Origin of the sequence: Maridesulfovibrio spiralis (SeqCode), from assembly GCF_048571135.1 — a bacterium.
GTDB classification, from domain to species: Bacteria; Desulfobacterota; Desulfovibrionia; order Desulfovibrionales; family Desulfovibrionaceae; genus Maridesulfovibrio; species Maridesulfovibrio spiralis.
On record NZ_CP182344.1, the window covers coordinates 1,043,572 to 1,062,625 of the forward strand.

At 50.6% G+C, this 19,054-nt stretch carries 19 protein-coding genes; all 19 read left to right on the forward strand.

Translation table 11 applies throughout. The features are described 5' to 3' along the window. The first annotated feature begins 243 nt into the window (after window positions 1-243). The 19 genes from ACNI29_RS04685 (at window position 244) to ACNI29_RS04775 (ending at window position 19,047) form a co-directional block, all read left to right on the forward strand. Window positions 244-2,559: a PAS domain S-box protein gene (locus ACNI29_RS04685; protein ID WP_419781030.1), complete on the forward strand. Its 2,316-nt coding sequence runs from the start codon at window positions 244-246 to the stop codon at window positions 2,557-2,559. Window positions 2,560-2,622: 63 nt separating this feature from the next. After that, entirely contained in the window at window positions 2,623-4,107 is a 1,485-nt protein-coding gene (locus ACNI29_RS04690; RefSeq protein ID WP_419781031.1) for a sensor domain-containing diguanylate cyclase, read from the forward strand. 68 nt (window positions 4,108-4,175) lie between these two features. After that, window positions 4,176-4,349, forward strand: a complete 174-nt coding sequence (locus ACNI29_RS04695; protein WP_419781032.1) for a hypothetical protein — start codon at window positions 4,176-4,178, stop codon at window positions 4,347-4,349. Window positions 4,350-4,424: 75 nt separating this feature from the next. Continuing rightward, window positions 4,425-5,147 (forward strand): 3-oxoacyl-ACP reductase FabG, encoded by a 723-nt coding sequence (gene fabG, locus ACNI29_RS04700; RefSeq protein WP_419781033.1) that lies wholly within the window; start codon window positions 4,425-4,427, stop codon window positions 5,145-5,147. 20 nt (window positions 5,148-5,167) lie between these two features. Continuing rightward, window positions 5,168-6,373, forward strand: coding sequence for a beta-ketoacyl-[acyl-carrier-protein] synthase family protein (locus tag ACNI29_RS04705; protein ID WP_419782086.1), 1,206 nt, complete (start codon window positions 5,168-5,170; stop codon window positions 6,371-6,373). Continuing rightward, on the forward strand, window positions 6,373-7,869 hold the full coding sequence (locus ACNI29_RS04710) for a phytoene desaturase family protein (protein WP_419781034.1): 1,497 nt from the start codon (window positions 6,373-6,375) through the stop codon (window positions 7,867-7,869). Before ACNI29_RS04705 ends, ACNI29_RS04710 begins: the two co-directional genes overlap by 1 nt. Next, window positions 7,851-9,077, forward strand: coding sequence for a beta-ketoacyl-[acyl-carrier-protein] synthase family protein (locus tag ACNI29_RS04715; RefSeq protein ID WP_419781035.1), 1,227 nt, complete (start codon window positions 7,851-7,853; stop codon window positions 9,075-9,077). Before ACNI29_RS04710 ends, ACNI29_RS04715 begins: the two co-directional genes overlap by 19 nt. Continuing rightward, window positions 9,077-9,331, forward strand: a complete 255-nt coding sequence (locus ACNI29_RS04720) for an acyl carrier protein (protein WP_419781036.1) — start codon at window positions 9,077-9,079, stop codon at window positions 9,329-9,331. Before ACNI29_RS04715 ends, ACNI29_RS04720 begins: the two co-directional genes overlap by 1 nt. 31 nt (window positions 9,332-9,362) lie before the next feature. After that, window positions 9,363-10,115, forward strand: a complete 753-nt coding sequence (locus tag ACNI29_RS04725) for a lysophospholipid acyltransferase family protein (protein WP_419781037.1) — start codon at window positions 9,363-9,365, stop codon at window positions 10,113-10,115. A 44-nt stretch (window positions 10,116-10,159) separates the two neighbouring features. Then, a complete protein-coding gene (locus ACNI29_RS04730) occupies window positions 10,160-10,564 on the forward strand; it encodes a hypothetical protein (protein ID WP_419781038.1) in 405 nt (134 codons plus the stop codon). Continuing rightward, window positions 10,565-11,596, forward strand: a complete 1,032-nt coding sequence (locus ACNI29_RS04735) for a radical SAM protein (RefSeq protein WP_419781039.1) — start codon at window positions 10,565-10,567, stop codon at window positions 11,594-11,596. A gap of 17 nt (window positions 11,597-11,613) precedes the next feature. Beyond that, entirely contained in the window at window positions 11,614-12,111 is a 498-nt protein-coding gene (locus tag ACNI29_RS04740) for a hotdog family protein (RefSeq protein WP_419781040.1), read from the forward strand. Then, window positions 12,099-12,731 (forward strand): LolA family protein, encoded by a 633-nt coding sequence (locus ACNI29_RS04745; protein ID WP_419781041.1) that lies wholly within the window; start codon window positions 12,099-12,101, stop codon window positions 12,729-12,731. The genes ACNI29_RS04740 and ACNI29_RS04745 overlap by 13 nt, the downstream gene beginning before the upstream one ends. 2 nt (window positions 12,732-12,733) lie before the next feature. Continuing rightward, complete coding sequence (locus tag ACNI29_RS04750; RefSeq protein WP_419781042.1) at window positions 12,734-15,124, forward strand: MMPL family transporter; 2,391 nt, start codon at window positions 12,734-12,736, stop codon at window positions 15,122-15,124. After that, a complete protein-coding gene (locus tag ACNI29_RS04755; RefSeq protein ID WP_419781043.1) occupies window positions 15,117-15,641 on the forward strand; it encodes a hypothetical protein in 525 nt (174 codons plus the stop codon). The genes ACNI29_RS04750 and ACNI29_RS04755 overlap by 8 nt, the downstream gene beginning before the upstream one ends. Before the next feature lie 2 nt (window positions 15,642-15,643). Further along, the gene (locus ACNI29_RS04760; RefSeq protein ID WP_419781044.1) at window positions 15,644-16,030 is read left to right on the forward strand and encodes an ApeI family dehydratase; all 387 of its coding nucleotides are present in this window, start codon (window positions 15,644-15,646) and stop codon (window positions 16,028-16,030) included. Next, window positions 16,030-16,509, forward strand: coding sequence for an acyl-CoA thioesterase (locus ACNI29_RS04765; RefSeq protein ID WP_419781045.1), 480 nt, complete (start codon window positions 16,030-16,032; stop codon window positions 16,507-16,509). The genes ACNI29_RS04760 and ACNI29_RS04765 overlap by 1 nt, the downstream gene beginning before the upstream one ends. Then, window positions 16,509-17,903 carry a lipid biosynthesis B12-binding/radical SAM protein gene (locus ACNI29_RS04770; RefSeq protein ID WP_419781046.1) on the forward strand — a complete coding sequence of 465 codons (1,395 nt, stop codon included), beginning with the start codon at window positions 16,509-16,511 and terminating at the stop codon, window positions 17,901-17,903. Before ACNI29_RS04765 ends, ACNI29_RS04770 begins: the two co-directional genes overlap by 1 nt. Next, a complete protein-coding gene (locus ACNI29_RS04775) occupies window positions 17,893-19,047 on the forward strand; it encodes a DUF2062 domain-containing protein (protein ID WP_419781047.1) in 1,155 nt (384 codons plus the stop codon). The genes ACNI29_RS04770 and ACNI29_RS04775 overlap by 11 nt, the downstream gene beginning before the upstream one ends. Window positions 19,048-19,054 lie beyond the last annotated feature (7 nt).

Below are 19,054 nucleotides of genomic sequence, written 5' to 3' on the forward strand. Positions count from 1 at the left end.
AACTGACTTCACAGGCAAAGCAAAAGGTCTTTATACATAAACAACATGAACACTCTTAATCACTATATACAACCCTTAAGCAACTGTTTCAATTACAATCATTTATGCTGGCAGCATATAATCCACACCGTCATTGCCATTTCATAAATTTAATAGACAACCAGTTCACAATACTTATTTTTTTTTGTATCGTACGATGGATCTCATGGCTCTTGCTTCTAACATTATATTTTCGGAGAATAGATGACTGGCGGGAAAATAAAAAACAATACTAAAGAACTCAACCACAGCGAAGAACGCTATCGCCGGCTATCTGACGCGACTTTTGAATCAATTTTCATTTCCAATAAAGGTATCTGTCTTGAACAGAACCTTACAGCAGAACGCATGTTCGGATACACCTCCGAAGAAGCCATAGGGCGACTCGGTACAGAGTGGATCATTCCGGAAGACCGGGAAACTGTAATTAATAACATTATGGCTAATTATGAAGAGCCATACGAAGTCACTGCGCTACGAAAGGACGGGACAACATTTCCCTGCGAGATTCAGGGCCGGACTATCACCGAGAACGACAAAATACTCCGCATAACCGCGCTGCGCGATATCAGTGTGCGGAAGGCAGCAGAAAAACAGCTGCGAGACAGCGAACGCCACCACCGACTCATTTTCGATCACTCGCCCCATGGGGTGGTACATTTTGACGAGACCGGGACCATCATTAATTGCAATAATAAATTTATTGAGCTGATGGGCTCAACCAAAAAAGAACTGATCGGTTTTAACACCATCCGTAAAAGCAATGCCAAGATGAAAGCGGCACTACATCACGCGCTTGCAGGCGAAACTTCCGAATACGAAGATTTCTACACCTCAGTAACCGGCAATAAAACCAGCTATATCCGCGCGGTTTTCAATCCGGTTGAAAAAGGGAAATCCCCCACAGCAGTAATCGCTTCGCTTGAGGACATTACTGAACGCAGAAAGATGGAAACAGCACTGGCCAAAACCGAAAAACGTTTCAAAATCATGGCCGAGAACACCAAAGACATAATCTACCGCTTCTCAGTCCTGAATAAAAAATTTGAATACATCAGCCCGGCCTGTCTTGAAATTACCGGATTTCCCCCCGGAAATTTCTACGAAAATTCCCAGTTCTTTTTTAACCTGATCCACCCCAACTGGCAGGAATTCATGGAACGCCAATGGATTGAAATGTCTTATGGGAAGATGGCTCCGCTGGTGGAATACCAGATTATTGACCGCTACGGACAAACCAAATGGCTGCAACAGAGCAATGTTCCTTTCTACGATAAAGAGGGATATCCGGATACAGTGGAGGGAATTGTCCGTGATGTAACCGAACTTAAGGAAGCCCTTGAAAAAGTAGAGGAAGAAAAGGAAAAAGCTGAATCTGCAAGTAGAACAAAATCCGAATTTCTGGCTAATATGAGCCATGAAATCCGCACCCCATTGAACGGCATCATGGGAATGCTGCAATTGATGGATACGGAAGAACCTCCTGCCGAACAGGGTGAATACATTCACGCGGCAATGCAGGCCTCGCGTAGACTGAATAACGTTCTATCCGATATTCTTGACCTTGCCCGGGTGGAAGCAGGCAAATTAAGCCTCAATCACCAAGAATTCTCTCCTGCCGAAGCAATGAATCAGGTTTATGAACTTTTTGAAGTAACCTCCCGCCACTCAGGTGTCAGCCTAGAATTCAAGACGTCCCCGAGTCTGCCCCGAATTCTCATAGGAGACCAAGCCCGCCTGCAGCAGATTTTAACCAACCTTGTAGGCAATGCACTGAAATTCACCCATCAGGGACACGTAACAATTGAAGCAACCATGCTGCCTCTCTCCCGTCCCGGTAAATGTTCATTGCTCTTTTCAGTTGAAGATACCGGAGTCGGTATCCCGGAAGACAAAATGCACGTCCTCTTCGACTCTTTTTCACAGGTCAACGAAGGGTATACCCGCCAGTACCAAGGGGCCGGTCTGGGACTTTCAATCTGTAAAAGACTCTGTGAACTTATGAACGGCAGTATTTCTGTAGACAGCTCTCCCGGCGAAGGGACTACATTCTTTGTCTCAATACCTTTTGAACTTCCGGATAAAAAAGTTTTTTTACCCGAAACAGAGGAAGCGGTATCGACACCGGGCTTATCATTAAAAAACTATCGCATCCTTATTGCCGAAGATGAAAAGATCAACAGGCTTTACTCCAGACGCTATCTCAGGCAGCTCGGTTTTAATGTAGAGACAGTCACAAACGGGCAGCAGGCACTTGATAAATTATTCTATGAAGATTTCGATCTGGTGCTCATGGATGTGCAAATGCCTGTGATAAACGGCCTTGAGGCAACGAAAGCAATTCGGATGGGTGAGGCCGGAGCGCATAACAAAAGAATCCCGATAATAGCTATCACCGCCTATGCCATGCAGGGTGACCGGGATCAGTTTATAAAAAAAGGTATGGACGGTTATATCGCAAAACCTGTAGATGAAGAAGAATTACAAAAAGTTATTATGAAAACATTAAAGCTTTCTTAGCTTTTGAAAGTAAACATTTCTAAGCAGTCCAGAATAACTACCTACCCCGAATCACGGTTACTGATGCCAATAAAAACCGGAAATTTCGAAAACTTAGGCAATTCATACGAAGTTGGAACCAACGCTGCGGTCCTCTCGGCCATCGCCCGCAGCGCCGAAGAACTCACCGCAGGTAAAGGCTGGCCGGACGGGGTCAATGACCTGCTGGAAGCCCTTGGCCGGGCTACGGGAGTGAGCCGGGTCTGGATTTTTCAGACCATAGAAGTTACAGACACCCACATCACCCAGAACTACACCTTCGAATGGGCTGCTGCACCACGCCTTAAACAAATGGGCATGCCCATGTTCAGCATGTTCACCAACAAGATTGAACGTAAAGGATACCGGGAAACCATCCAGAGCAGGCTACGCGGCGAATGGCAGAAAATGGTCACCAACCAACTTGAGCCCGGCTGGTTGCGAGACAATCTTGAAGTCCAGAAAATCAAATCAATGTTAACCATTCCAATAATGGTGGAAGATCAATGGTGGGGTACTCTCGGCTTTGATGATTGCGACCGGGCTTATGACTGGTCGGATGTGGAAATAGCCCTGCTCAAAACCGCCGGGTATCTGATTTCAAACGCAGTACTCCGGGACAGGCTGAGTGCAAAACGACGCCAATTCAGTATCATCAAGCAGCTGACCGACAGCAGCGTTTGGGAATTTGATTTCAAAACCGGACAGATCTGGTGCTCCCCGGAACTGCTGCATTCCGTTCCCGTTCCCACGGACAACATACGATTTTCACTGCACAAAGCCCTGCACATGATCCACCCGGCCGACCGACGCCCCCTGCTGACAGCAGCCAGAAATTACATGTCGGGCAAAAGGGAAGGAGTTTTCCGCTTTGACCTCCGTCTGTTCACCGATTGCGGCGACCTGCGCTGGGCTGAGGTGATCGGCAACCTGCGCAGCAACGAAGCCGGAAGGCCGGAACAATTGGCCGGGATTCTCATCGATATCCGCAAGCGCAAACGCGAAGAAGAACGGTTGCGCGAAGAAGCGGTAACCGATCCGCTGACCGGGGTTACCAACCGTCGTTTGTTCGAACACCGCCTACAGGAATTCATAGACTATTCCACCAACACGAACAGACCTTTCTCGCTGCTCTTCTTCGACATCGACCATTTCAAGAAACTAAACGACACTTTCGGCCACCCTGCCGGAGACAGAGGGCTCTGCCACCTGACCGAAATATGCGAAACCCAACTGCGCAGCAACGACCTGCTGGCCCGCATAGGCGGGGATGAATTCGCTTTGATTCTTCCTGACACAACCCAGAAGAGTGCCATAGCCATCGGAGAAAGGCTTCGCCGGACAGTAGAGACAACTCCATTCGAGTACGACGGAGTTGAGCACTGGCTGACCATCAGCATCGGCCTTGCCACCAGCAGCGGTGTCCTGACCTCGCCGACCCGGATGATCGAAACTGCGGACGCCGCTCTTTATGAAGCCAAGCAGCGCGGCCGAAACAGACTGGCTGTACTCACCGGATGCTCTCTCTGATACAGAATTGACTTTTCCAAAAAGACGAGATTACTTAAGGCAACTAAATAAAACATGCCGGAGGATATATGATCACCAGAATTGCCGCTGCATTGATCATTGCAGTACTAATGGCCTCTTCACTGGGCTGCGCAAAAATCGGCAAAGCCACTGGACAGGCCGTGAAAGAAGTAAAGGAAATGCCCGGAGAATTCAAAGACGGTTATGACCAGGGCAGAAATTCCAAAGAAGACAACATCTAGTTTCAACAAATAATTCCATATAAAAAGGGGCATTGAGCCCCTTTTTATATGGAGCGGATATATTTCGGACAACATATGCCACAAATTGCTTTAATTACCGGGGCCAGCAAAGGCATCGGCGCAGCTATTGCCCTGCAACTGGCTGAAGACGGCTTCGATATCTGGCTCAACTACCGCAGCGATGATGCCGGGGCCGAAAAAACTGCCGCCGCTGTCCGCGAAAAGGGCCGCCAATGCACCCTGCTCAAATTCGACGTAACAGATGAAGATGCAGTACAGAGCACTCTTTCCCCGCTGCTGGAAAAAGAAGTGCCTTATATCGTGGTCAATAATGCCGGATTTGCACGGGATTCAATCATGATGATGATGTCTTCCGATGACTGGAACAAAGTTCTGCAAGTTCACCTGAGCGGTTTTTTCAATGTGACCAAGCCCGTGGTTTCGCGCATGCTGCGCAAAAGAACCGGGCGCATCATCAATATTGCATCAACTTCCGGCGAAACTGGCGTTGCAGGACAGACCAACTACTCCGCAGCCAAAGCAGGACTCATCGGGGCCACCCGTTCACTGGCGGCAGAAATCGCCAAGCGTAATATTCTGGTCAACGCAGTCTCTCCCGGTTTTATTGAAACGGACATGGTTGCTGAACTCCCCCTGGACCAGATCAAAGGGCAGATTCCGCTGAAACGACTGGGCACGCCGGAAGAAGTCGCCGGAGTCGTCTCTTTTCTATGTTCAGACAAGGCCAGCTACATCACCGGACAGACCATCGCTGTGAACGGCGGCATCCATACTTAAGGAGACCTTCCTTGTACAAAGTGGCAATCACCGGGATAGGGGCGGTTTCCGTTCTGGGATCGGACCTCGAAAGCATTGCGGACGGTTTGAAAAACGGACGTTCCGGCATTGAAGTTGATGAAGAACGCATCAGGCTGGGTTTCGAAAGCCCGCTGAGCGGGGTCATCAAAGATTTCAATCCCAAAAAATGGCTGGGCCGCAAGCAGCGTAAAACCATGCCTGATTTCGCTGTGCAGGCATACGCAGCGGCAAAACAGGCCCTCGACCAGTCCGGTCTTTGCGAAGACGACCTGCACAATGACGAAAGCGGACTGATTTTCGGATGTGACTCCAGCTGTATTGCCGCCCTTGATCAAGTGGAACTGCTCAAGGAACGCGGCGAAACATCGCTCATCGGCAGCGGTGCTGTTTTCCGCTCCATGACTTCCTGCGTGACCATGAACCTGAATACGCTTTTCAAAACCCGTGGCGCGGCATGGACCATCAGCTCTGCCTGTTCCAGCGGAGGGCACGCCGTAGGGCAGGCCATGAATCTCATTGCATCCGGACAGCAGGAAAGAATTATCTGCGGCGGTGCGCAGGAACTGAACTGGCAGTCCATGTGCAGCTTTGACGGACTGGGGGCTTTCTCCAACCGCACCGGTAATCCGGCACAGGCCAGCCGTCCTTTTGATAAGGACCGCGACGGGCTGATTCCAAGCGGCGGGGCTGCAGCAATCATGCTTGAACGCTATGAACTGGCTAAAGCACGCGGGGCCGAGATTCTCGGAACGGTCAGAGGATACGGTTTTTCTTCGGACGGCGACCATATTTCAGTTCCCGGCAGGGACGGTCTGGCAAGAGCAGGGACCAAGGCCCTTAGACAGGCCGGATTGACTACGGCGGAGATCGACTACATCTGCGCCCACGCCACATCCACTCCAGCCGGGGACGGAGCTGAAGCCGCAAATATCAAAAAACTTTTCGCTGAAAACCGCCCGCGCATTTCGTCCACAAAATCTATGACCGGACACGAACTGTGGATGTCCGGAGCCAGTCAGGTGGTCTACACCACTCTCATGAACCGCCACGGGTTCACCGCCGCTAACATCAATTTCACCACTGGAGATGAAGACACTGCCGGGCTGAATATTCTCACTGAAACCGACAGTCTGCCACCGCAAAAGGCCCTGCTCAACTCCGCCGGATTCGGCGGTACAAACTCCTGCCTTATCCTTGAATTCTAATGACCGTCTATGATCAAATAGTTGTGGGCGCTGGAATTTCCGGTATGACCTCGGCCCTGCTGCTGGCAAAACAGGGCTTCAGGGTCGCACTGGTTGAGAGCTTTCCCCTGCTCGGGCCGACAGTACGCGGCTTCAACAGACGTGGAGTACATTTCGAAACCGGAATCCACCTCATCGGCGGTCTGGGTGAAGGCGACCCGCTTGATATTTATTTCAAACATCTGGGTATTGGCGGAGAGCTGCGCAAAATCCCCTTCAACCCCAACGGCTGCGATTGTTTCCGCTTTGAAAAACAGGACAGGGAAATCTGTCTGCCCTACGGTTATGAGCGGGTACGCAAAGCCTTGCAGGAAGCCTTTCCAGCGGAAAAGCAGGCCATCGACCAATACCTGCAACGGCTGCAAACAATTTTCGATTCTTCATCATTTCTGAATTTCAATCTGGATTTCAATCTGGATTCGCTGGCCCACGATGAGACTGAATCCTTAAGTGACTACCTCGATTCCATCACCGCCGACCCAAATCTTAAAGACCTGCTCTGCTGCCATTCCCTGCTCTACGGCACTGCGCCGCATGAAGCCATGCTTTCCACTCATGCTCTCGTAGCGGGTTCCTATTTCCGGTCCTCGCACGCCATCGAAGGAGGGGGAAAAGCCCTGGTTGATGCCTACCAAAAGCAGCTGAAGCAATACGGAGTCGAGATCTTCTGCTCCAGAAAAGCAATCCGCATAACGCACGACGCAGATAAGAATTTTAAAAGTCTGCTGCTTGATGATGGAACAGAATTGCCGGGTCAAATCTGCATCTGGTCCGCACACCCGGCCTCCATGCTGCGCGGTGTGGAGGACGGAGCTTTCCGCCCGGTTTTCAAACGCAGGATAAATGAATTGCAGGAAACCGTCTCCGCGCTGATCCTTTTCGGCATTGCCGAGACCCCGGTGCAGACGTTGAAGGGCCGCAGCATCTACCTCTGGCCTGAATCAGATTACAGTAAAGTCCTTTCCGGCAAAACCGGGATGGACGAGAACGCCATTTTCCTATCCGCCGGACAGACCCTTGGCCGAAACGGAGAACAAAGCGTCACCGCCATCATGCCATACAGCTACGGTAAATTCAGCAAATGGAAAGACTCCAACCTGAAAAACAGACCTCACGACTACCTCTCTTTCAAAGCTGAAATAATTTCCGAATTTACAGAACAGGTCTTCGCGCGCTGTCCTGAAATGCGCGGAAAAGTAAAGTTCATCGACTCAGCTACCCCGCTGACCCTGCGAGACTACTGCCACTCCCCTTACGGCAGCCTTTACGGGGCGGCACATACGGTTTCGCAATACAACCCGCTCCCGGCTACCAAGATCAAAGGCTTACTGCTGGCCGGGCAGTCCATAATTGCCCCCGGAGTCATGGGTGCGGTGGTTTCCGCCTACCTGACCTGCGGTTTCATCTATGGACACGAAAAAATTCATAAGGAATTACAATGCATTTACAACGCGTAGCAATTACCGGAATGGGTGCTGTCTCCCCGCTGGGAAACGGAGTTGAAGAACTCTGGACCGGACTGCTCGAAGGACGTTCCGGCATCAGCCGCATGGATGAACTGGAGCTGGTTAAAGGATTGCGTCCGCGTATTGCAGGCCGGGTAACGGACGTGAAAGCAAATGCCATTCCGCGCAAATTCCGCCGGACCATGTCCAATTTTTCAATTTTCGCCGCCCTCGCCGCCCTTGAAGCGGTGAAGCAGGCCGGACTTGATGAGCAGATTATAAGCGGGGGCCGGACCGGGCTTTCCGTCGGATCGACCACCGGAAGCTCGCAGGCACTGGAACAATTCTTCAAGCTTTACCTGCCGGAAAATTCCCTTGAAGCTATCCGCAGCACCGAATTCTTCAAGATCATGAACCACAGTGCCGCCGCCAACCTGTCCCAGTTTTTCGGTATCACCGGACGGGTAATTGCAGCCTCGGCGGCCTGTTCCACCGGATGTCAGAACATCGGACTGGCAGCTGAAGCCATTGCCACAGGTAAACAGGATATCATGCTTTGCGGCGGAACGGACGAGCTGCATCCCCTGACCGTAGGAACTTTCGACATTATTGAAGCAGCCTCCACTTCCGGCGAAGAAGATCCTGCCACCGCTTCCAGACCTTTTGACGCCGCACGGGACGGCATTGTCTGTGCTGAAGGTGCGGGCATGCTGGTGCTGGAAAATTACGAACAGGCCGAGGCACGCGGGGCAAAAATCCTTAGTGAAATCGAAGGTTTTTCCTCCCTTTGCGACAGCAACAACATGGCTTCCCCCAGCTCCGAAGCGATCAGACGCTGCATGCATGCCGCGCTCGGCGATGCCGGAATTTCTGCATCTGAAATAGACTATGTAAACGCTCACGCCACCGGAACCCTGCAAGGTGATGCCTCCGAAGCCCAAGCCGTCGCCGATCTGCTTGGATCAGCTGCCCCGGTCAGCAGTCTGAAAGGACATCTCGGTCATACAATGGCTGCAAGCGGAGCAATCGAAACCATCGCAACGGTACGCATGATGCAGGAAAGTACAATAATTCCCACGGCAAACCTGACTGTACCTGCGGAAGAATGCTCTGCAATAAACAACGTCTTGCATTTGCAGGAAAGACCAATTACATATGCGCTGAAAAATAATTTCGCCCTTGGCGGTATTAATACAGCACTTGTTTTGAGGAGAGCATAATGACTGACGAAGATATAATTAAAAGAATCAACTCCGCCCTGGCCGAGGAATTCGAGCTGGATACTGATGAGCTGGTCCCGGAAGCAGCTTTCAAAGACGACCTTGACCTCGACAGCCTCGACGCCGTGGATATGGTCATCGTGCTCGAACAGGAATTCGGCATCAAGATCAAGAAAGACGAAGCATTCAAGGCCATCCGTACCCTCGGCGACCTGCATAAATTTATTTTGAACAAAAAACACGAAGCCGCTTAATCAAGCGGCTTTGCTGTTTCCCCTATCGCTCATGGCCCATTACCTGAAACTCATCTGGATCAACACCGGGATCTACTTCAGCATCACTCTCTGGACCCTGACCGGGGTCATAATTTCACCGCTCTGCTACCTTTTTTTTACCCGTATCCTGAAATGGGAAAAACCGAAAACCCTGCGTAAAATGATCTGGTTCTACGGCTGGACCAGTTCTAAGCTGATGAGCCTCTTTGTTGATATAAAATGGCCTGAGCAGCGCAAACTGCCCTCACCGTGCATCATAGTTGCCAACCACGAATCTTTCTTCGATCCCTATCTCGTTTCGTTACAACCGCAACGCGATATCTGCATGGCCGTGCGCAACTGGCCGTTTAAAATTCCATTTTACGGGTTTTATATGAAGCTTGCGGGGTATATCAATGTGGAAACAGACGATCTGGATACGATCATAGAGCAGGCCGAAACTGCGCTGGAGCAACGGGCTACGCTGATGTTTTTCCCGGAAGGGACACGCAGCAAAGACGGTAAGCTGAACCGTTTTCACTCCGGCCCATTCCATCTTGCCATACAGACCGGACTTCCGATCGTGCCCTTATGCATCAGCGGCACTTTCCGAATGTTGCCGCCCGGGCATATGCTCATCCGCCCTTCAAAAATCAGGGGACGTATTCTTGATCCTATCTACCCGGAACAATTTCAAAATATGCAGAATCCACATATTGAATTGCGCCGTAGGGTCAAAACAACTATGCTTGACTGTATTCAGGAATTGAATCTGCAAGCGTAACAGATGCCTTAGCTAATTTAACTATCAAGACGAGGAAATTACAGATGAAACATCTCAGAATTGTTGCTTTTGTACTGGTTGCCTGCGCACTTTTTCTCGGCGGATGCAGAACCGCTCCTATCCAGAATATTGAGTTGGCCCCGATAATTTCCAGCAGCGGTCAGTCCCGCAGCATGGAAAATGTAAAAAACAGCATCATCAAAGCAGGATACAGCCTTGGCTGGCAGATGAGCGACACTGCGCCCGGACACCTTGTAGGAACCTTGAATATCCGCTCCCATCAGGCCATTGTCGACATCACCTACACACCTGAGAACTACAGCATTAACTATAAAGACAGCACCAACCTTAAACACAAAGGCAATATGATCCACAGCAATTACAACGCATGGATTAAAAACCTTTCCAATGCCATCAATCGAGAACTTAGCTATCTGGATATAAAATAAATGAATTCCAACCGTTGCTGGGGCAGCACCTTTAGCGGATCCGACATTGAATATGCGTTACAGAACAAACAGTTGCTGACCGCAGAGCTGGAACTAAGCCGGATCTGCGACCTGCGCTGTATTTACTGTTATGCCGCTTCCGGTGAGAAACTCCGTAATGAACTGAACTTCGATGAAATAACCGATGCCGTGCAGCAATGCCGGGATCTCGGTGCACGCAAAATAATCATCCTCGGCGGGGGCGAGCCGATGCTCTACCCCCGCATTATGGATGTGATCCGCTACATCCACAGCCTTGGACTGGAGATGGAATTATTCAGCAACGGAACCAGAATATCACCCGAAATTGCAGCTGAATTATTCACCCTCAAAGTCCAACCGGTTATTAAATTCAACAGCCTTGATCCACAAATTCAGGATCTGCTGGCCGGAAAAAAAGACGCCCACAAGGCAATCCGGCAGGGACTTAACAACCTGCTTGATGCCGGATATGCCGAAGGAAACATTCCCATCGGTGCACAGACTATTATCTGCCGCCAGAATTATGAAGACATCCCAACCATGTGGCGTTGGCTGCGCAGCCGCAACATCATCCCCTATTTCGAAACCATCACCGACCAGGGACGGGCTAAAGAGAATCTGGAACTCGCGCTCGATCCTGAAAGAATCGGTGAATTATTTGTGGAACTCTCACGCATTGACCGTGAGGAATTCGACATAAAATGGGAACCGAAACCCCCGGTTGCTGCGTTTTCATGCAAACGACATTTCTATTCCTGCACCGTGACCACCACCGGGGATGTCATTCCGTGTCCGGGAGTTGATATTCCTGCGGGTAATCTGCGCATGGCCAAACTCGCGGAAATCATCGCCGAAAGTAACGTATTCCAGAACCTGCGCAACATCCGCCAGACCATAACCGGACCTTGCCGTAACTGCGAATTGAACTCTGAATGCTACGGCTGCCGGGGCATGGCCCATCACCTGAACGGTGATTACCTTTCATCCGATCCGCTTTGCTGGCGCAATTAATTTCCCGGAGATTACACATGACCCTCCCCATGGAAGCCAAAACATTGCTGCCCCACCGGGGGCAAATGCTGCTTATCGACAGCGTGCTCAGTGCTGACGAAGATGGCGGAACAGTGCTGACCGACCTTTCCACGCAATCTATCGGCCTTGGCCCGGACGGCAACATGCTGCCGCCATTCTATATAGAACTTGTGGCTCAGGCATATGCTGCCGTATGCGGATATCACCTGCAGAACACGGGACAGCCCATCCCTGAAGGATTTCTGGTAGGTGTGCAGAAATTTCAAATCAATCCCTTACCTTCAAGAACTGACTTCAACAGCACCGAACTACTCATTGAGGTCCGGACCATAGGCGATTTTGACGGATTCGCTGTTGTGGAAGGAAACGTCAGCAGGGAAGACATAATTCTGGCTGAGGGCAGAATCAAACTTTTCATACCGCAGGACGAAAGCATGGCAGAACTCATAAAACAGCAAAAATCCGGGGAGAATACAGCTTCATGGCAGCCCTAAGAAAAGCGGTTTTCATTGCATTCGTGCTGCTGGGACTCTCCTGCGGCAATGTTCTTGCTGACAAACAGGCTGATTTCCTGAAAGACCTACAGGACCGCTCAAAGTCGATAACTTCAATCAGCAGTGAATTTACCCAGCAAAGCCACATCGCCCTTTTTTCCGAAGCGGTCGAATCCAAGGGACAATTCTACTTTGCCCGCCCGGACAACCTTCGCTGGGAATACAGCTCTCCATTTGTATCCGGCTTCCTGCTTAAAGGGGAAAAAGGAATGAAATGGGACGGAGCCACCGACAAACCCACTAAGTTCAACACAGAAACATCACCGGAAATGGCAATCATTTCCGAACAGATTCTGGCTTGGACAACCATGAATATTCAGTGGATTGAAAAAATGTACAGCCTCAAAGTCACTGATTACTCCCCCGCAGTAATGGAGCTTACACCCAGATCAAGCAAAGCCGGAGAGTTTCTGAAACTGATTCGTATCTATTTTGCCCCGCAGGCCACCCATCTCCAGAGCATAGAACTCCATGAACCGGGTGGCGATTATACAAAAATTTTATTTTCGAACGTACGGCTGAATCAAAAGCTTCCACAAAACATTTTCCTGAACGAATAATAATGTTTTCCCATAAAGCACATAACCGCACAGCAGCAGATTGGAAAACACAATTAAAATACGTTTTGGTTCTGCTGATATTCCTATTCTGCTGTGCTTTGCCCTTACGCTCGGTATCTTTCACTGAAGACATTTCCGCCATGCTTCCCAGCGGCGAAAACGATGTAATCAGCAAAGACTTTGCACTGCTTCAAAAAGTCCCGTTTGCCGGGAAAGTGCTGATTTCCATTGCCAGCGACACTCTTACAGAAGAGGAACTCAGCAAGGCGGCTGAGAGTATGGCCCGCAAAATGAACAGCCCGCTACTTTCAGTTGAGGACAATTCAGGTATTGATCCACAAGCAGTTGTTGATTTTATACTCCGTCAGGCTCCAAATTTAACCACCGAAAACGACATAAAAAATCTCGAAAAACTCACCGGACCGGAAACAATTAAAGAGAGCTTAATCGAAACAAAGAAACAGCTGATCTCCCCCGCCGGCTTGGGATTTCGTAAAACTCTTGCGGCGGACCCTCTTAATTTACGCTCAATATACCTGCAAAAGCTCAGCTCGTTGCAAAATCTTCCCCGTTTGAAAATCAGTTCCGGGCAGTACTTTATTGCCGGAGACAAGGCCCTGCTCATCGTTGCCGGGACGAATGTACCAATGACAGACAGTACGAACGGGCTTAAACTCCTGAACCTTTTCGACGAGATAAAACAAAGCACTTTAGCTGAAAACAAACTCACAGAAGCTGACATTTCCATTAATATTTTAAGCGGACACAGGTACACCGCTGCCAACAGCTCAATCATCAAAAGAGATATTTACACTATCTCAATTATCTCTGCCTGCGCTCTGGCCCTGCTGTTTTTTATGGCCTTCCGCAATCGCAGTGCGCTTTCCATCTTCCTTGCGCCGGGTGTGGCGATTATGGCCGGGATGGGTTGCTGCGCCTTTTTCTATCGCGATATGTCAGCCATCGTGATCGGCTTCGGTGCTGTCCTGATGGGCATTTCAATCGACTTTGCGGTACATACCTACTTTGCGCTGGCCGAAAAACCGCAGGACAAAAACACCGCCCTGCGCGCGGTCGGCAAACCCGTGCTGTTCGGTGCTGCGACATCATGCGTATCTTTTACCGCCCTTTATATATCCGGCATTGCCGGCATCCGGCAGCTCTCGATTTTTTCGGTTGCAGGGATTATTGCGGCCTGTGCCTACGCGCTTATTTTTGTACCTCGTTTCTGCAATTCATTACCTGCGAAAGACAATTTGTCCCCTGTTTTCAGAGTCAGAAGCAGCAAAAAAATCATACTTTGGACGACTTTCTTCATCCTGTTCGGTTCAATTACCGTCGCTTTGAACAACAATTTTGACTCCGAATTAAAAAATCTGGGCTACATTTCCGACGAATTATCACAAACAGAAGAACATTTTCACGAAAAATGGGGCGATATGCGCGCCCGTTCCATGCTCTTTGCGCAAGCTGAAACAATGGATGAAGCCCTACGCATAAACGAAAATACATGGGACGATATCCAGAAAAATTTGAGTGATGTGAATGCTGTAAGCATTGCGCCGATACTGCCCAGTGCCGTCTCCATGCACGAAAGCAACACCCGCTGGCTGACTTTCTGGAATGAAAACAAGGCAATAACCGAGCAGACGGTCGCCCAAGAATCTCTGAAACTAGACTTTAACGCGCATGCTTTCAGGCCTGCAATGGATCGCCTGTCCACGCCGATTCCCAAACTTGATGTTGATACGTTCCGTTCCGGTCCGCTGGCCCCGCTGGCTAAAATGTTTATTCCCTCAAACGATTCCGGCACTGTACAACAGGTCATAACCATGCTCCCGGACAATAACCGGGTAACCGGGTACTATACTCCGCAAAAGGAAAAAGAACTGGGTGTTCGCCTTGTAGCGCAGTCCCGTTTCAAATCCAACCTTGAGCAGGAAATGAAGAGGGACATCATCAAATTCATCAGCTTTTCCGGGGTGCTGGTGGCGGTGCTGATATTCGCCCTGTTTCGTAGCCTTCGCCGGGCTGCACTGGCCCTGTTCCCGGCGGTCTTCGGAGTGGCGGTAACCTTCGGCCTTCTGGGACTGCTGCAAATCCCGCTCAATCTTTTTCATATAGTAGCATTACCCCTTGTCATCGGCCTTGGGGCGGATTACGGAATCTTCATGGTTTTTCAGGAAATAAGAACGCCGTCACCGTGGACTGTCAAAGCAGTCAAGATTTCCGGCCTGACCACACTGGCAGGCTTCGGGGTGCTGGTCTTTGCCAAGCATCCCTCAATGTCTTCGCTGGGCGCGACGGTCTCCATCGGAATCAGCTCGGCCCTCAGCTGTGCTGTCTTCGTGCTTCCGCACCTGTTGCGTTTGAAAGGTGAGGACCATGCATAACTTCAAGGTATTTGCCCTGCCGCTGCTGTTCTGTCTGCTCTCTGCTACAGGTTGCGCAACCCGCAACACCGAACTGCCAGCCACGCAGCAGACTTCACCCAGCTACCTGCTGCAACATTCCGGTGTACTCTCCATTGCGGATAAACGCATCCCCCTGCGCGGCATGCTCAAACTCTATCCGGCGCAAAGAACCGCGCGGGTAGTCATAATGAACGACATGGGCATGAAACTACTGGCGGCGGAGATCAAAGCTGACAGTTCCGGCGGATATAAATCACGTAAAATTTTCGCTTCGCCGTTCCTGCGCATGATCCCGCCGTTTTATGACGAATCAATGCTCTGTATTTATGAGATGTTTCTCGCTCCGAATCCCGGCACATCAGTATTGAAAATCACAACTGAGGGAATCAAACAGTTCGGCAGCCGGAAATTTCCGGTACATACCACCATCCAAAGCCCGCAGTCCGGCTACATATTGGAACTTTTCCTCACTTCCGGCTCAGAAAAGGACTCCTGACCATGGAACTCAGCGCACATATTTCTAACTCCGGCAGTTCCCTTGAAAAAACTGACAACGGCTACAGACGCTCCTACATTTTCAAGGAATCATTCCCCGGTTTTGACGGACATTTCCCCGGCAACCCGATCCTGCCCGGAGTAATCCAGACCATGCTCGGCCAGATTTCCGCCGAAGAAGCTCTGGCAATTGAATTCCCGGAGGAAAAACTTGTGCTGCAATCAGTAACCCGCTGCAAATTTCTGCGTCCGGTAAAGCCTTTGAAAAAACTGGAGCTGAGTTTTTCCATCAAGACCAAGGCGTTGAAACATATCGCAGTCTGCTCCCTCAGCGTAGCCGGGGATACCGCCGCAACCTACCAGCTCATATTCACAACGGAAGGAATATAATGTCCCGCAAATCATATTTTCCCAAAACAGCAGGTGCTCCTGAACCGCTGCGCCATGTGGTTCAGCGCACTGTCCGCTTTGAAGAAGTGGACCCCATGAATATTGTCTGGCACGGACGCTATCCCAGTTATTTTGAAGACGGGCGCACCGCTCTGGGTGATCTTTACGGCATCGGCTACATGGACCTCTACCGCTATCAGGTAGCCGCACCGATCAAGAAAATGCAGGTCGATTACATCAAGCCGCTGCGCTTCGGTGAATCCTTCACTATCGAAACCCTGCTGCACTGGACTGAAGCCGCGCGCATGAATTACGAATTCATCATCCGCAATGCGTCCGGCGAAAAAGCCACCACCGGATGCACGGTCCAGCTCTTTGTGCAGAATGATGAACTGCTCATGTTCCAGCCGGATTTCTTTGCCGGGCTTTGTGAAAAATGGAAGAACGGCACACTTACCCCCGTTAAACCGCAGAACTAATGGCCGTAATTTTTCTCATTTCAACCAACACCAACGTGGAGCCGTATCCGGTCTATCCCATCGGTATGTCGGTTATTGCCGGAAGTCTTGAGGACGCAGGGCACAGAGTGATCCAGTACGACATGCTGGCTGCGGGAAATTCCCTTGAACATCTGCGTAAAACACTGACTGAATCCGCACCTGAGTACGCAGGCATATCCATCCGCAATGTGGATAATGTGGATTCCTTCACCTCGCACACCAATAAATATATCCACAAGGCCAAGCGGATTGTTGCGGTGGTTAAAGAAACCGGAATCCCGGTTATTGCCGGGGGAGCGGGCTTCTCACTGCTGCCTGAGGAAATTCTCGCCTACATCGGCGCGGATTACGGCATTGTGGGCGAAGGCGAGCGCAAAATGGCCGACCTGATCGCACGGCTGGAACAGGGAACTGCGGTACAACAATTTTACGGCAAAGAAGAAGGCATCCCCGGAGATGAAATCCCGGTTCCCCGCTGGGACCCGGAACTGCTTCGCTACTACCTTGAGCAGAGCGGGGTCATTAATGTACAGACCAAACGCGGCTGCGAACACAGCTGCGCCTACTGCACCTATCCTTATCTTGAGGGGCACCGGATGCGGGTTCGCCCGGTGCATGAAGTGGTTGATGAAATAGAGATGCTTTGCGCCTTCGGGGCGGATAATATTTTCTTCACCGATTCCGTGCTCAACGACCGGGACGGACATTACCTGCTACTGGCCGAAGAGCTGGTCCGCCGCAAGGTAGAAATCAGCTGGTGCGGATTTTTCCAGCCCGGTCCCATTGAACATGACGAGCTGGCCCTGCTCAAACGGTCCGGCCTGCAAGCCATGGAGGTCGGCACAGATGCCACCTCAGACACCACCCTCAAAGGGCTGCATAAAAGCTTCGATTTTGCCGAGGTCATGGAATTCAACGAGAAATGCGTAAAGCAACGCATACCCTGCGCCCATTTCGTAATTTTCGGAGGTCCGGGGGAAACCATGGAAACGGTTCATGAAGGAATAGAGAACATGAACTCCCTGCGCAATTGCGTGGTATTTCCCTTTTCCGGGATCAGGCTGCATGCCGGGACACCGCTCTTTACAAGAGCAGTTAAAGAATGTTTAATCCCGCCCGGCCAATCGCTGCTGGAGCCTTTTTATTATTTCTCCCCCGCAGTGGATAAAAATGAAATGAACACTGCCCTGATCCAAGGCTTCAAGAAACGCAGAGACCGCCTTTTTCCGCCGGAAGAAGGACAGCAACGTATTAATATTATGAAAAAATTCGGTTTCAGGGGTATTCTCTGGGACCAGTTGATAAAATTCGATGACCAGCCCGCAAACACAACAGAATACAACACAGCCGCGGATTCAGCTCATGCAGGTTGATCCGCTCATAGTTATCCCGGTTTTCAACCACGGAGCAAGCTTGCGCGATGTCGCCGAGCGGGCCATGAATTACGGTGATGTCCTCATCGTGGATGACGGCAGTACGGATGGAGGCCCAGAAGAAGTCAGTGCTCTGGGACTGACCGTAACCAGTCATGATGAGAACCTCGGCAAAGGTCAGGCCATCCTCACCGCTGTTGAAAAGGCGCGTAAAATGGGAAAAACCCACATCATCACTATTGATGCCGACGGGCAGCATTTCCCCGAGGAAATTCCCAATTTCATTGCAGCCATCCGCCAAAGCCCGGAAGCAATCTTCGTGGGCAGCAGAGATTTCGAGGGTCAGAATGTTCCCGGTTCCTCAAAATTCGGGCGCAGTTTTTCCAATTTCTGGCTGCGTGTCCAGACCGGAATAAAACTGAGTGATGTGCAGAGCGGATTCAGGGCCTATCCGCTGGAAATTTTCTCGGTGGTCAAAACTTCGGAGCCACGTTACGCCTTTGAGGTTGAGATTCTGGTTAAATCAGCATGGGCCGGATACGAACTCAAGGACCTGCCCATCAAAGTTTTCTACCCCGAACCGGAAGAACGGGTATCGCACTTTAATGCCCTCAAGGATAACGTGCGCATCTCCCTGCTCAACACCCGGCTGACCATGCGTGCTTTCGTCCCCCTGCCGCACCGCCAATACGACAAGGATGAGGAAGGCAAAATCACGCCCATCCATCCGCTTCGCTCCTTGCGCATCCTGCTTTCAAAAGATGAAACCCCGATCCGGCTGGCTCTCGCCGGGGCTGTCGGCATGCTGCTTGGCACACTGCCGCTCATCGCTATGCACTCCATTGCCATCATCATCTTTTGCAGCTTTTTCCGGTTGAGCAAGATCACCGGACTGGCGGTCAGCCAGCTGTGCATCCCCCCTCTGGTTCCGGCCCTGTGCATCGAAGCCGGACATTACCTGCGCTACAACAAATTCCTGACCGAGATATCACTTCAGACCCTCGGCTATGAAGCAATTGACCGCTTTTATGAGTGGGTGCTTGGTTCACTGGTGCTGGGTCCGCTGTTTGCCGTAATTATAGGACTTGCGATTTACCTGATGGCGTTTACTATCAAGCGGTTTTTAGATATTAAACCGCAGTAGTCCAAGG